Source organism: Xanthomonas euroxanthea, assembly GCF_900476395.1.
Taxonomy (GTDB): domain Bacteria; phylum Pseudomonadota; class Gammaproteobacteria; order Xanthomonadales; family Xanthomonadaceae; genus Xanthomonas; species Xanthomonas euroxanthea.
Map to the genome: position 1 here is coordinate 84,116 of NZ_UIHB01000004.1, position 13,579 is coordinate 97,694.

Sequence of the window (13,579 nt, forward strand, 5' to 3'; positions counted from 1 at the left end):
ACGCACTCATGCGTCGGACACGCCGGCTTCGGCAAAGGTCGCCATCCCGTTGTGCAAGGCGCAGGCATGGCGCAACAGCGGAATCGCCACCGCTGCGCCGCTGGCCTCGCCCAGGCGTAGATCCAGCTGCAGCAGCGGTTCGGCGTCGAGTGCGCGCAGCAAGGCGGCATGGCCGCGCTCCTGCGAGCGATGCCCGAACAGCAGCCATTCGCGCACGCCGCCATTGAGATGGGTGGCGACCAGCGCTGCGGCGGTGCTGATGAAGCCATCCACCAGCACCGGAATCCCGGCCTGCGCCGCGGCGATGTAGGCGCCGACCAACGCGGCGATCTCGAAGCCGCCCAACCGGCGCAGCCGCTCCAGCGCGGTGGAGGCATCGGCATGCAGGGCCAGCGCACGGGTGATCACGGTGGCCTTGTGGGCGATGCCCTCGGCATCCAGCCCGGTACCGGCACCGGCCATCGCCTGCGGAAACTGCGACAGCAGCGCGCAGCCCAGCGCGGCGGCCGAGGTGGTGTTGCCGATGCCCATTTCGCCACCGACAAACAGCTGCGTGTCGCAACTTCTTGCCTGCGCAACGCTTTCGGCGCCTGCGGCCAGTGCATCGCGCAACTGGGTGGAGGTCATCGCCGGTTGCTCGCAGATGTTGGCGCTGGCCGGCGCGATCCAGGCACGCCGCACCCGCGGCAACTCGCCCGGGTCGTTGACCACGCCCAGGTTCACCACTTCCAGGCGTGCACCGAGTTCGCGCGCCAGCACCGCGATGGCGGCGCCACCCCGGGCGAAATTACGCACCATCTCGCCGGTGACCGCCTGCGGAAACGCAGACACGCCTTCTGCGGCGACCCCGTGGTCGGCGGCATATACCGCGATCCAGACCCGCTGCACGGTGGGGTGTTCGTTGCGCTGCCAGGCCGCCAGTTGCACCGCCAGCTGTTCCAGCCGGCCCAGCGCGCCGGGCGGCTTGGTCAGTTGTTCCTGCCGCGCCAGCGCAGCCGCGCGTACGCGCGCGTCCGGCATCGCGCAGGCACCATGGATCCAATCGCTTGTCACACCACCTCTCCCGTCAGAACCATCGGCACACCTGCCACACCAGCACCACAGGCTCGCACTGTAGCGCCAATGCCTGGTGCAGCCGGCCGGCCTGATCGACAAATCGACGCGTCAGTTCGCCCACCGGCACGCTGCCCTGCCCCACCCGGTTGCTGACCGGCATGAGCTGCCACGACAGTTGCGGCAGGGTGGCGAGCAGGGCTCGCGCCTGCGCCCGAATCTGCCACTGCGTGTCTTCCAGGACCCGCGTCGGTGCCCGGCGCGCGAGGCCGCTCAGCGGCCATCGCCGGTGCACCAGCCGCGCTTACTGCGCGGCTTGATACCGCAGGGTCAGCAGATAATTGCGCCCCGGCTGCGCATACCAGCGTGCGGTTTCGTACTGGCGGTCGAACACGTTGTTGGCAGTGAGCGAGACCTTCCAGTCTGCAGTCACTGCATAGCTCACGCGCAGATCCAGCAAGCCGTAACCGGCCAGGCGCTCGGTGTTGGCCAGATCGTCGAACCGCTTGCCGGAGCCGAACAGGCTCGCGCCGACGCCGAATGCCCCGACGCTGCGGTCCGCATCGATGCGCCCGCTCTGCCGCGCACGCCGCGGCAGCCAGTTGCCTTGATTGATGCCGCCATCGGCTTCCGGCTGCAGCCAGGTCAAGGCGCTGCGCACGGTCCAGCCGGCCAGCTCGGTGTCGTAGCCGGCTTCCACGCCGCGGATGCGCGCCCGGTCGATATTGTTCGGCTGCCCGAACGGATGCGCCGCATCCACCAGCGCCGCGTCGTAGGCGATCAGGTCGTCGATGCGGGTCTGGAACGCGCGCAGCGTCCAGGTGCCCCAGTCGTAGCCACCGCGCAGGCCGAGCTCGGCGCTTCGGGAGGTTTCCGGCCCCAGCAACGGATTGCCGAAATCGGGGTAATACAACTCGTTGAAGGTCGGCGCCTTGAACGCGGTGCCGTAACTGGCGGTCAGGCGCAGATGCTCGGCAACATCCCAGCCCCACAGCAGGCTGCCGGTGGTCTTGCCGCCGAACTGGCTGTTGTCGTTGCGACGCAGGCTGGCCTGCACCGACTGCGTACCGAAACTTTGCTGCCACTGCGCGAATGCGGCGCGGTCGATGCGGCTGTCGGCATCGTAATTGTCGCTGCTGGCGATGGCATCGCGCTGCCAGTCGAAGCCGACCGTGAACAGGCCCGCGCCGGCAGCGATATCGGCCTGCAACGCGCCCTGCTTGCGGCGGGTGTCATAGGTGGACACATACGCACCGTCGTAATACGCATCGCTGAAGTCGGAACTGCTGCCGACGCTGGCGGTGAGCTTGAGCGCATCGGTGGGCGCATAACGCAGGCGGCCGCCGACCGTCTGCTGCACGCCCTTGGACAGGTTGCCGCCGAAGGCCGAGCCGTCGTATTCGTTGCGGCTCTGCGCGCGCAGGCCGTGCACGTCGGCATCCCACTGGCGATTGAAGCGCCAGCCGCCCTGCACGCTCAACGAATCGTTGCGGTAGCCATCGCGATCCGGATCGTAGTCGCTGGAGCTGGTGTCCAGATACGCGTTGATGCCATCGGTTTCGTCATGCACCGCGTTGGCCGAGTACCAGCCACCGCTTTCGCTCGGATCGCCTTCACTGCGCCCGGCCAGGCCCGCGCTGTAGCGGCGCGCATTGTCGCTGCCGGCCGCCGCGCTGAAGGTCGGCACGAAGCGGCCTTGCGGGCGGCGGGTAAAGATCTGGATCACCCCGCCCAGCGCCTCGGAACCGTACAGGCTGGAGAACGGGCCGCGCACGATTTCGATGCGCTCGATCTGCTCGATCGGCACGTCCTGCAACGCCGCGCCGCCCGAGGTGGCCGAGCCGATGCGCACGCCATCGATCAACACCACCACCTGGTCGGATTCGGTGCCGCGCAGGAACAGCGAGGTCGGCTTGCCCGGGCCGCCGTTGTTGGCCAGCGCCACGCCGGCCTCGCCACGCAGCAGGTCCTGCAGTGAATTGACTTGGCGACGCTCGATCTGCGCGCGGTCGATCACCGTGACCGGCGCCAGCGTCTGGTCCTGGGTCTGCGCAGTGCGCGAGGCGGTGACCACGACCTGGTCGAGATCGATGGCAGCCTCGGCGTGGGCCAGGTGGGCCACGCACAGCGACAGCCCTGCGGCCAGCACCGCACGGCGCGGCAAAACGGAAGAAACGGACATCGACTGCTGCTCCTGGAACCGCGCCTACCCGCGCGGGGGCAATGGGGCGGCAGGCAGCAACGGGCCAGGCGTCCAACGCGCAGCGCCAGACGAGCAAGGCCACGCCCACCGCGTGCCGGTTCAATCCCTCAGGCCGGTCTCCGGGCTCGCGAGGGAAGCCTGCGCCTCCGATGCCGCGCCTTCCCATGCGACTGCACAGTGGCGTGTTGCGGCACCTGACCTCGCCCACCGTTGCGGGGGCAGCTCCGGCATTGCAGCTCGCCAAGGCGATCTACGCACCGGATTCCCGTTTAAACCACCGCAACCGCGGCAGTCACCTCAGGGGCGCGCATGGTAGCAGGATTGGCCAGGGGCACCGGCGCGCTCTGGCAACCGGCCAGGCGCCGCGCGTCGGCACGCTCCAAATCCAGCCACGCGTCGGTGGGGTGCTGGAATTTCCCAGGGCATGGAAGCAACACGCCGAGGCGGCAGCGCGGGCGCACCAAGGCGCAGGTGAAGCTGGCGCGCAACCCGTGCATTGGTGCCCAACAGTAACGGGAGCTTCAAATCACGCGTTGCCGGCTTGTTCAAGGTTTCCAGGGCATGGAAGCGACGTGCCGAGGCGGCAGCGTGGCCGGGGATTGGCGGAGAGCGGCACACGGATGTGCCGCGGCGGCGAGTCAGACAGGATGTCTGACCGAGCCGAGGAGCCGGTCCCCGGCCGCGCTGCCGCCCCTACCGAAGCCCGAGAAAGACAGCGTGCTTGGCGGTGCCCGGAGAACCCGTACCTCACCCCAACCCCCGCAAGCGCGCCCCGGCCCGCGCTTGCGGCGCGGGCGCTCCAAGGCACGCGCGCCCATGGCGCACCAGCTGTGCCTCCTCGCCCCGACGGGAGCGGGGCTAGCCGTCTCCGGCTAGCTCGTTCCTTCGCGCACTCCCGCTCAGGTAACGGCTATCAACCTCATGCTCCCTGCAGCGCCTGCTCCAGATCGGCCAGCAGATCGTCGATGTGCTCGATCCCGATCGACAGCCGCACGGTGTCTTCACTGACGCCGGCATGTTCCAGCTCGGCCGGGCCCAGCTGACGGTGCGTGGTCGATGCCGGATGCGTGGCCAGCGACTTCGCATCGCCGATGTTCACCAGCCGCGTGAACAACTGCAGCGCATCCAGAAAACGCGCGCCTGCCGCGCGCCCACCGGGCAGGCCGAAGGTCAGCACGCCCGAGCCATGCCCGCCCAGATACTTCTGCGCCAATGCATGCTCCGGATGATCCGGCAGCGCGGCGTAATTGACCCAGGCAACCCGCGCGTGCTGCTGCAGATAGGTTGCTATTGCCAGCGTGTTGGCATTGATGCGCTCCATCCGTAGCGGCAGCGTTTCGATGCCTTGCAGGATCAGGAACGCATTGAACGGCGACAACGCCGCGCCGGTATTGCGCAGCGGCACCACGCGCGCACGGCCGATGTAGGCGGCATCGCCCAGCGCTTCGGTGTACACCACGCCGTGATAGCTCACGTCCGGCTCGTTGAGGCGTGGAAACCGCTGCTTGTGCGCCGCCCACGGAAAGCGCCCGCTGTCCACGATCGCCCCGCCGATGCTGTTGCCATGGCCGCCCAGATACTTGGTCAGCGAATGCACCACGATGTCGGCACCGAACTCGATCGGCCGCAGCAGCGACGGCGTGGCCACGGTGTTGTCCACGATCAGCGGCACGCCGTGCGCGTGCGCCACTGCCGCCACCGCCTCGATATCGGTGATGTTGCCGCGCGGGTTGCCGATCGACTCGACGAACACCGCCTTGGTGCGTTCGTCGATCAAGCCGGCAAACGCCTGCGGATCGCGATAGTCGGCAAAGCGCGTGCCGATGCCGAACTGCGGCAAGGTATGCGCGAACAGATTGTAGGTGCCGCCATACAACGCACTGGAGGAGACGATGTTGTCGCCGGCCTCGGCAATGGTCTGGATCGCATAGGTCACCGCAGCCTGCCCCGACGCCAGCGCCAACGCGTCGATACCGCCTTCCAGCGCAGCCACGCGCTGCTCCAGCACGGCGTTGGTCGGATTCATGATGCGGCTGTAGATATTGCCCTGCACCTTGAGGTCGAACAGGTCCGCGCCATGCTGGGTATCGTCGAATGCGTAGGCGACGGTCTGGTAGATCGGCACCGCCACCGCCCGCGTAGTGGGATCTGGCTGATAGCCGCCGTGCACGGCGATGGTTTCGGGCTTCCACTGCGGATCGGTCATGGCGCGGCTCGCTCGGACAGGAGTGCCGACCATAGCCGGCCTTGCGCGCGTGTCTGCAAACCAGCGGTGATGACCTTATGCCACCACGTTGTGAGCACAACGATGCGCCGCATGTGCCATCCACATCACGCAAACGGGCACTGCCTGCGCAGTGCCCGTTGCTTGCTTCAAACGCAACCAGCGATGCGGCGCACAACCGATGCCGGCTCTCAGCCCTTGGTGAACACCAGGCGCCCACCTTCGGCACGCACGCGCACGGTGTCGCCACCGAGGTACTGGCCCGACAGGATCTGCTGCGCCAGCGGGTTTTCCACCTGCGACTGGATCGCGCGCTTGAGCGGGCGGGCGCCATACACCGGGTCGAAACCGACATTGCCCAGCAATTCCAGCGCCGCATCGTCCAGGTCCAGCTTGAGGCCGCGCTCGGACAGGCGTTTTTCCAGCCCATGCAACTGGATGCGCGCGATCGACTTGATCTGCGCCTTGTCCAGCGGATGGAACACCACGATGTCGTCCAGCCGGTTGATGAACTCCGGGCGGAAATGCGCCTGCACCACGCCCATCACCGCCGCCTTCATCTGCGTGTAGGCCTCGGCGCTGCCGTCGCCGGACAGTTCCTGGATCTGGTGCGAGCCCAGGTTGGAGGTCATCACGATGACGGTGTTGCGGAAGTCCACCGTGCGGCCCTGGCCATCGGTGAGGCGGCCGTCGTCGAGCACCTGCAGCAGGATGTTGAAGACATCGGCATGCGCCTTTTCCACCTCGTCCAGCAGGATCAGCGAATACGGACGCCGACGCACCGCCTCGGTGAGGTAGCCGCCTTCCTCGTAGCCCACGTAGCCCGGGGGCGCACCGATCAGGCGCGACACCGAATGCTTCTCCATGAACTCGCTCATGTCGATGCGGATCATTGCCTCGGTGCTGTCGAACAGGAAGTCCGCCAGTGCCTTGCACAACTCGGTCTTGCCTACGCCGGTCGGGCCGAGGAACAGGAACGAGCCGCTCGGGCGATTGGGATCGGACAGCCCGGCGCGCGAACGCCGCACCGCGTCGGAAACGACCTTGATCGCCTCGTTCTGTCCGACCACGCGCTGATGCAGTTCCTCTTCCATGCGCAGCAGTTTGTCGCGCTCGCCTTCGAGCATCTTGTTGACCGGAATGCCGGTCCAGCGCGACACCACCTCGGCGATTTCCTCGGCGGTGACGCGGTCCTGCACCAGCTTGAAGTCGTGGTGTTCGACCTCGTTGGCCAGCGCCATCTGTTTTTCCAGCTGCGGCAGCACGCCGTACTGGATCTCGCTCATCTTGGCGTAGTCCTGGCGCCGTTGCGCCGCTTCCAGTTCCAGCTTGGCGTGCTCGATCTGCTCCTTGACCTTGGTGGTGCCCTGCAGTGCGGCCTTTTCCGACTTCCACAACTCGTTGAGGTCGTAGAACTCGCGCTCGAGCTTGTCGATGTCGGTTTCCAGATCGGCCAGGCGCTGACGCGAGGCGTCGTCCTTTTCCTTCTTCAGCATCTCGCGCTGGATCTTGAGCTGGATCAGGCGGCGCTCCAGGCGATCCAGTTCCTCCGGCTTGGAGTCGATCTCCATGCGGATACGCGAGGCTGCCTCGTCCATCAAATCGATGGCCTTGTCCGGCAGCTGGCGGTCGGTGATGTAGCGGTTGGACAGGGTGGCGGCGGCGACGATCGCCGGGTCGGTGATTTCCACGCCGTGGTGCACCGCGTAGCGTTCCTTCAAGCCGCGCAGGATCGCGATGGTGTCCTCCACCGTCGGCTCGCCCACGAACACCTTCTGGAAGCGCCGCTCCAGCGCAGCGTCCTTCTCGATGTACTTGCGGTATTCGTCCAGCGTGGTGGCGCCGATGCAGTGCAGCTCGCCACGCGCCAGCGCCGGCTTGAGCATGTTGCCGGCGTCCATCGCGCCATCGGCCTTGCCGGCGCCGACCATGGTGTGCAGCTCGTCGATGAACAGGATGATCTGGCCCTCGTTCTTGGACAGATCGCTGAGCACCGCCTTCAGGCGTTCTTCGAACTCGCCGCGGAACTTGGCGCCGGCAATCAACGCGCCCATGTCCAGCGACAGCACGCGCTTGCCGCGCAGGCCTTCGGGCACTTCGCCGTTGATGATGCGCTGGGCCAGGCCCTCGACAATGGCGGTCTTGCCCACGCCCGGTTCGCCGATCAGCACCGGGTTGTTCTTGGTGCGCCGCTGCAACACCTGGATGGTGCGGCGGATTTCTTCGTCGCGGCCGATCACCGGATCGAGCTTGCCGCTCTCCGCGCGCGCAGTCAGGTCGATGGTGTATTTTTCCAGCGCCTGGCGTTGTTCCTCGGCGTTTTCCGACTGCACGGTCTCGCCGCCGCGCAGCTTGTCGATGGCCGCTTCGATCTTCTTCTTGTCGCCACCGGCCGCCCGCAGGGCCACACCCAGCGGGCTGGCATCGTCGGCGGCGGCCAGCACGAACCACTCGCTGGCGATGAACGCATCGCCATGTTGCTGGGACAGCTTGTCGGTCTGGTTGAGCAGGCGGTTGAGATCGTTGCCGATCGACAGGTTGCCTTCCTGCCCGGAGACCTTGGGCAGCGTGTCCAGCGCCTCGCCCAGCCGCTCGCGCAGCAGCGGCACGTTGACGCCGGCCTGCGACAGCAGCGGGCGCGTGCTGCCGCCGCTCTGGTCGAGCAGCGCGGCCAGCACGTGCACCGGCTCGATGATGTTGTGGTCGCGGCCCACGGCCAGCGACTGCGCGTCGGCCAGCGCCTGCTGGAACCGCGAGGTGAGCTTGTCCATCCGCATGGGGAGAATCCTCTGAACTGGTGGCCGGCGACGCCGACGATACCGTGCAGATGCGGCTGCCGTGCGGGGTTTCAAGGTGTGGCGGCTGCGCAGGCGCCGATGCGGGGCACCAGGACCGGCTCATATCCGTGGCATGGGCTGCGCGCTACGGGCTCGCACAGGCCTGATCGGCCCAGGCCCACCGGCAAACCGTCAGATGATCCGCCGGAGAGACAAAGGTGCAGGTATCGCGCCACCCTGCTCCACGGCAGGAGTGTCCGCGCCCGCTGGCGCCACCACGTCCGGCGTCCGCAGCAGGCGCGCCAGCACCTGCGCCTGGATTGCCGCCAGGGCCGGCGCGCCGGGTGCACGCGGATGCGGGACCGGCACCGGCAGATCCAGGCCGACCTGGCCGTGTTCGATCAGCACGATGCGATCGGCCAGCGCACTGGCCTCGGCCACGTCGTGGGTCACCAGCACCAGGGTGAAGCCATGCTGCCGCCACAACTGCACGATCAGCTGCTGCATCTCGATGCGCGTCAACGCATCCAGCGCGCCCAGCGGTTCGTCCAGCAGCAACAGCCGCGGCCGATGCACCAGCGCACGCGCCAGGGCCACGCGCTGGCGCTGGCCGCCGGACAGCGTCGCTGGCCAGTCGCCGCCACGCGAGCCCAGCCCCACCGCGTCCAGCGCCGCCTGTGCCTGCGCACGCCCGGCACGCCCCAGGCCCAGCGCCACGTTGTCGATCACGCGCTTCCACGGCAGCAGCCGTGCGTCCTGGAACATCAGCCGCACCGCGTCGCGCTGCGCCGCCAGCGCGGCATGGCCGCTGTCGACGGTGCCGGTATCGGCCGTCTCCAGCCCGGCGATCACCCGCAGCAAGGTGCTCTTGCCGCAGCCGCTGCGCCCGACCACCGCCACACATGCGCCGGGCGCGACGTCCAGGTCGATGCCGCGCAACACGGCGCTATCGCCGTAGCGCTTGCCGATGCCGCGCAAGCGCAGCGGCAGGCCGGTCTCGGTCGCGCTCATCGGCGCAGCTCCGCACGCTGTTGCTGCGCCGGATGCCAGCCCAGCCACCAGGCTTCCAGTCCGCGTGCGGCCAGATCGGCCAGCTTGCCGAGCAGTGCATACAACACGATGGCGACCACCACGATGTCGGTCTGCAGAAACTCGCGCGCGTTGGTCGCCAGATAGCCGATACCGGAACTGGCGGAAATGGTTTCGGCCACGATCAGGGTCAGCCACATCAGCCCCAACGCAAAGCGCAAGCCGACCAGGATCGACGGCAATGCGCCGGGCAACAACACATCGACGAACAGCTGCGGCCCGCGCAAGCCGTAGTTGCGCGCCATCTCGATCAAGGCCGGGTCCACGCTGCGGATGCCGTGGTAGGTATTGAGGTAGATCGGGAAGAACGTGCCCAATGCCACCAGGAACAGCTTGGCGCCCTCGTCGATGCCGAACCACAGGATCACCAGCGGAATCAGCGCCAGATGCGGCACGTTGCGCAGCATCTGCAGGCTGCTGTCGAGCAGGCGCTCGGCCAACCGCGACACGCCGGTCAGCAGGCCCAGCGCAAAGCCGATGCCGCCGCCGATGGCCAGGCCCACGGCCGCACGCCAGCTGCTGATCGCCAGGTGTTGCCACAGCTCGCCACTGCGCACCAAGGTGACTGCCGCGCGCAGCACCGCGTCCGGCGCAGGCAGGATGCGCTGCGGCAACCAGCCGCCGGAGGCCGCGACCTGCCAGGCCACCAGCAAAACCAGCGGCAACACCCAGGGCACCAGCGCATTGCCCAGACGCTGCAGGCGGCTACGCATCGCGCAACCGTGGTGTGGTGGCAGGGTCTCGGCGCGACGGCGCGCATCTGCCCGTTGCCGATGTCCGGCACGCGTCCGCACCTGCGCGTGTGCTGCGGCTTGCGCGCATCACTTGCCCCCCGCCGGCTTGCCCGCCGTTTGCGCGGCCGCCGCCGCGGGCGCACGCCATACCGCCGGCGCCACCAGCACGCGTTTGGGCAACAGGCGCTGCGCGTAGAACAGATCGGCAGTGGCCTGCTGCGCCTTGACGACCTCGGCGCTGAGCGGCTGCACGCTGGCCGGCGGGCGGTGCGTCAGCGTGCGCTCGACCACCGCGGGCGACAGCCCGCTGACCTGCGCCAGCACCTTGATGCTGCCGGCGCGGTCGCGCTCCAGCAAGCCATCGGCCTGGTTGAGCGTGCCCATCACCTGCTGCACGAACGGACCCCAGGCAGTGGCGTAACGCCGCGAGGACAGGAAGAACCCGCCGGTCAGCCCCAACCCTTCGCCGTTGGCGAGCAGGCGTGCGCTGCCATCCAGCGTCAATGCCGAATACCACGGGTCCCAGATCGCCCAGGCATCCACCTGCCCGGCGGCGAACGCCGCACGTGCGTTGGCCGGCGACAGATACAACGGCGTGATGTCGCGCATGCCCAGGCCGGACTTGACCAACAGGCGCAACAACAGGTTGTGCGCACTGGAGCCCTTCTGGAAGGCAACCCGCTTGCCCTTGAGGTCGGCCACACGCCGCAGCGAGCTGTTGGCCGGCACCAGGATGGTCTCGGCCTTGGGCGTGGGCGGCACCCAGCCCACGTACAGCAGGTCGGCACCGGCGGCCTGCGCGAACAGCGGCGGAATGTCACCCGCACCGCCCAGGTCGATGCTGCCCACGTTCAGGGCTTCCAGCAGCTGCGGGCCGGCCGGGAACTCCACCCAGCTGATCCTGGTGCGCGGGAAGCGCTGCTCCAGCAACCGATGCTGCTTGGCCAGCACCAGGCTGGACACCGCCTTTTGATAGCCGATACGCAGCTGCGCCGGCTCGGCGGCCGTTGCGGGTTGCAGCCACGCGATGCCGGACAACAGCAACGCAGCAATCAAAAAGCGGTAGCGCATCGGCGTGTTCCTCATTGCCAGTCGGTGGACGGTTTTTCCCAGAGGTTCACGCCACCCTCGACCGCAAAGCGATCGATCTCGGCCAGCTCGTCCGCACTGAACTCGGTCGTCTGCAAGGCCGCGACGTTTTCAATCAACTGCTCCGGGCGGCTGGCGCCCAGCAATGCCGAGCTCACCCGCCGGTCGCGCAGCACCCAGGCCAAGGCCAGCTGCGCCAGGCTCTGTCCACGCCGCTGCGCGATCGCCTCCAGCCCGCGTGCGCGTTGCAGGTTGTCCTCGGACAGATGTTCCGGCCGCAGCGAGTCGCCACCAGGCCGGTTCACCCGCGCATCGCCGGGCACGCCATTGAGGTACTTGCCGGTCAACAGGCCCTGCGCCAGTGGCGTGAAGGCGATGACCCCGGCGCCGACCTCCTCGGTTGCGTCGAACAATTCGTGCTCGGCCCAGCGATTGAACAGGTTGTAGGCCGGCTGATGGATCAGCAACGGCACCTTCCACTCGCGCAACAACGCGGCGATTTCACGCGTGCGCGCCGCCGAATACGACGACACGCCCACATACAGCGCCTTGCCCTGCTGCACCGCGCTGGCCAGTGCACCGGCGGTCTCTTCCAGCGGCGTGTCCGCATCGAAGCGGTGCGAGTAGAAGATGTCCACGTAGTCCACGCCCAGGCGTTGCAGGCTCTGGTCCAGGCTGGACAGCAGGTACTTGCGCGAACTGCCGCCCTGCCCGTACGGGCCCGGCCACATGTCCCAGCCGGCCTTGGTTGAGAGGATCAATTCGTCGCGATACGGTCTGAAGTCTTCACGCAGCAGGCGGCCGAAGTTGATTTCCGCGCTGCCATACGGCGGGCCGTAGTTGTTGGCCAGATCGAAATGGGTGATGCCCAGGTCGAAGGCGGTACGCAGCAATGCGCGCTGCGTGTCGATCGGCGTGCTGTCGCCGAAGTTGTGCCACAGGCCCAGCGACAGCGCCGGCAGGACAAGGCCGCTGCGGCCGACACGGCGGTAGGCGACACGGTCGTAACGATCGGGATGTGCGAGATAGGTCATCAGGGTATCCGGTGAGTCAGCGTGCGCTGAAGCGATTGACGGGGCGTGCCAGCCCCAGATGATCGCGCAAGGTGCGCCCGGCATATTCACGCCGGAACAGTCCACGCCGCTGCAGCTCGGGCACCACGTGCGTGGCCACATCGGCCAGGCCGCCGGGCAGATGGGGTACCAGCACGTTGAAGCCGTCGGCGGCGCCCTGCTCGAACCAGGCCTGCAGCTCGTCGGCAATCTGCGTGGGCGTGCCGATCAGGCTGTAATGCCCGCGCCCGCCTGCGATGCGCTGGCCGAGCTGGGCAATGCTCAGCTGCTCCTGTCCGGCCAGCTCGGTGAACAACTGCTGGCGACTGCGTTGCCCGGTTTCGGTGAGCGGCAACTCCGGCAACCGGCCATCGGGCGGATAGCCGGACAGGTCGAAATTGCCCAGCATGCGCGACAGCAGCGCGATGCCGACCTCCGGCTCCACCAGCGCCTGGAACTGCTCGAACTTTTCCTGCGCCTCGGCCTGGCTCTGCCCGACCACGATGAACACACCCGGCATCACCTTCAACGCATCGCGCGAACGCCCGAACTGTTCCAGCCGCCCCTTGATGTCGGCATAGAACGCCTGCGCCTTGGCCAGCGACGATTGCGCGGTGAACACCACCTCGGCCGTTTCCGCCGCCAGCGCGCGCCCGGGCTCGGACGAGCCGGCCTGCACCAGCACCGGATGCCCCTGCGGCGCACGCGCGATGTTGAGCGGGCCGCGAACCTGGAAGTGCGCGCCGCGATGATCCAGCACATGCAACCGCGCCGGATCGTAGTGCACTCCGGCGGCGGTATCGGCGATGAAGGCATCGTCGTCCCAGCTGTCCCACAGCCCAGCGACCACCTGCTGGAATTCGCGCGCCCGCGCATAGCGCTCGGCATGCACGTAATGCGCGTCGCGGTTGAAGTTCAATGCTTCGTCGGCGGCATCGGAAGTGACCAGATTCCAGCCGGCACGCCCGCCGGACAGATGATCCAGCGAGGCGAACTTGCGCGCCACGTGGTACGGCTCGTTGTAGCTGGTGGTCATGGTGGCAATCAGGCCGATGCGCTCGCTCACCACTGCCAGCGCGCTGAGCAGCGTGAGCGGCTCGAACAGGCTGGAGCGCGCCATCCGCGATGCCACCGGCCCACCGGCCGCAGCCAGGCTGTCGGCGACGAACACCGCATCGAACCGGGCGGCCTCGGCGATGCGCACCATCTCACGGTAATGATCGAACACCAGCGGATCGGCACTGGCCTGCGGGTGCCGCCACGCGGCCACGTGATGGCCGGTGGCCATCAGGAACGCCCCGAGCGAGAGCTGTCGTGCGGCGCTCATCGCAGTCCACCGCGCGTCGCGCCTGCATGGC

The 13,579-nt window shown here is 67.8% G+C and carries 9 protein-coding genes, 1 pseudogene and 1 riboswitch; all 10 genes and pseudogenes read right to left on the reverse strand.

The window, feature by feature from the left end:
- Window positions 1-6 precede the first annotated feature (6 nt).
- The 10 genes and pseudogenes from cobT to CPBF1521_RS12885 all read right to left on the reverse strand — a co-directional run bounded on the left by cobT (window position 7) and on the right by CPBF1521_RS12885 (window position 13,548).
- A complete protein-coding gene (gene cobT, locus CPBF1521_RS12830; RefSeq protein WP_104650231.1) occupies window positions 7-1,053 on the reverse strand; it encodes a nicotinate-nucleotide--dimethylbenzimidazole phosphoribosyltransferase in 1,047 nt (348 codons plus the stop codon).
- Window positions 1,050-1,255, reverse strand: a pseudogene (locus tag CPBF1521_RS12835) (bifunctional adenosylcobinamide kinase/adenosylcobinamide-phosphate guanylyltransferase); the annotation flags it as partial. The pseudogene CPBF1521_RS12835 and the gene cobT, both read right to left, overlap by 4 nt.
- A 102-nt stretch (window positions 1,256-1,357) precedes the next feature.
- Complete coding sequence (btuB, locus tag CPBF1521_RS12840) at window positions 1,358-3,235, reverse strand: TonB-dependent vitamin B12 receptor (RefSeq protein WP_115677241.1); 1,878 nt, start codon at window positions 3,233-3,235, stop codon at window positions 1,358-1,360.
- 114 nt (window positions 3,236-3,349) lie between these two features.
- Window positions 3,350-3,571, reverse strand: a riboswitch (cobalamin riboswitch).
- A 604-nt stretch (window positions 3,572-4,175) separates the two neighbouring features.
- Window positions 4,176-5,462 (reverse strand): O-acetylhomoserine aminocarboxypropyltransferase/cysteine synthase family protein, encoded by a 1,287-nt coding sequence (locus CPBF1521_RS12855; RefSeq protein ID WP_115677242.1) that lies wholly within the window; start codon window positions 5,460-5,462, stop codon window positions 4,176-4,178.
- A 209-nt stretch (window positions 5,463-5,671) separates the two neighbouring features.
- Window positions 5,672-8,257 (reverse strand): ATP-dependent chaperone ClpB, encoded by a 2,586-nt coding sequence (gene clpB, locus CPBF1521_RS12860; RefSeq protein WP_104583623.1) that lies wholly within the window; start codon window positions 8,255-8,257, stop codon window positions 5,672-5,674.
- A gap of 192 nt (window positions 8,258-8,449) precedes the next feature.
- Window positions 8,450-9,268: an ATP-binding cassette domain-containing protein gene (locus CPBF1521_RS12865; RefSeq protein ID WP_115677243.1), complete on the reverse strand. Its 819-nt coding sequence runs from the start codon at window positions 9,266-9,268 to the stop codon at window positions 8,450-8,452.
- Window positions 9,265-10,059, reverse strand: coding sequence for an aliphatic sulfonate ABC transporter permease SsuC (ssuC, locus tag CPBF1521_RS12870; protein ID WP_115677244.1), 795 nt, complete (start codon window positions 10,057-10,059; stop codon window positions 9,265-9,267). The genes CPBF1521_RS12865 and ssuC overlap by 4 nt, the downstream gene beginning before the upstream one ends.
- Before the next feature lie 108 nt (window positions 10,060-10,167).
- Entirely contained in the window at window positions 10,168-11,151 is a 984-nt protein-coding gene (locus CPBF1521_RS12875; protein WP_115677245.1) for an aliphatic sulfonate ABC transporter substrate-binding protein, read from the reverse strand.
- A gap of 11 nt (window positions 11,152-11,162) precedes the next feature.
- Window positions 11,163-12,203, reverse strand: a complete 1,041-nt coding sequence (gene mgrA, locus CPBF1521_RS12880; protein WP_115677246.1) for an L-glyceraldehyde 3-phosphate reductase — start codon at window positions 12,201-12,203, stop codon at window positions 11,163-11,165.
- A gap of 16 nt (window positions 12,204-12,219) precedes the next feature.
- The gene (locus CPBF1521_RS12885) at window positions 12,220-13,548 is read right to left on the reverse strand and encodes an LLM class flavin-dependent oxidoreductase (RefSeq protein WP_115677247.1); all 1,329 of its coding nucleotides are present in this window, start codon (window positions 13,546-13,548) and stop codon (window positions 12,220-12,222) included.
- Window positions 13,549-13,579 lie beyond the last annotated feature (31 nt).

What these genes read in the sequence shown, in the direction of transcription:
- btuB (WP_115677241.1), bottom strand. Translation starts at nt 3,235, where the DNA reads ATGTCCGTTTCTTCCGTTTTGCCGCGCCGTGCGGTGCTGGCCGCAGGG.
- CPBF1521_RS12855 (WP_115677242.1), bottom strand. Translation starts at nt 5,462, where the DNA reads ATGACCGATCCGCAGTGGAAGCCCGAAACCATCGCCGTGCACGGCGGC.
- clpB (WP_104583623.1), bottom strand. Translation starts at nt 8,257, where the DNA reads ATGCGGATGGACAAGCTCACCTCGCGGTTCCAGCAGGCGCTGGCCGAC.
- CPBF1521_RS12865 (WP_115677243.1), bottom strand. Translation starts at nt 9,268, where the DNA reads ATGAGCGCGACCGAGACCGGCCTGCCGCTGCGCTTGCGCGGCATCGGC.
- ssuC (WP_115677244.1), bottom strand. Translation starts at nt 10,059, where the DNA reads ATGCGTAGCCGCCTGCAGCGTCTGGGCAATGCGCTGGTGCCCTGGGTG.
- CPBF1521_RS12875 (WP_115677245.1), bottom strand. Translation starts at nt 11,151, where the DNA reads ATGCGCTACCGCTTTTTGATTGCTGCGTTGCTGTTGTCCGGCATCGCG.
- mgrA (WP_115677246.1), bottom strand. Translation starts at nt 12,203, where the DNA reads ATGACCTATCTCGCACATCCCGATCGTTACGACCGTGTCGCCTACCGC.
- CPBF1521_RS12885 (WP_115677247.1), bottom strand. Translation starts at nt 13,548, where the DNA reads ATGAGCGCCGCACGACAGCTCTCGCTCGGGGCGTTCCTGATGGCCACC.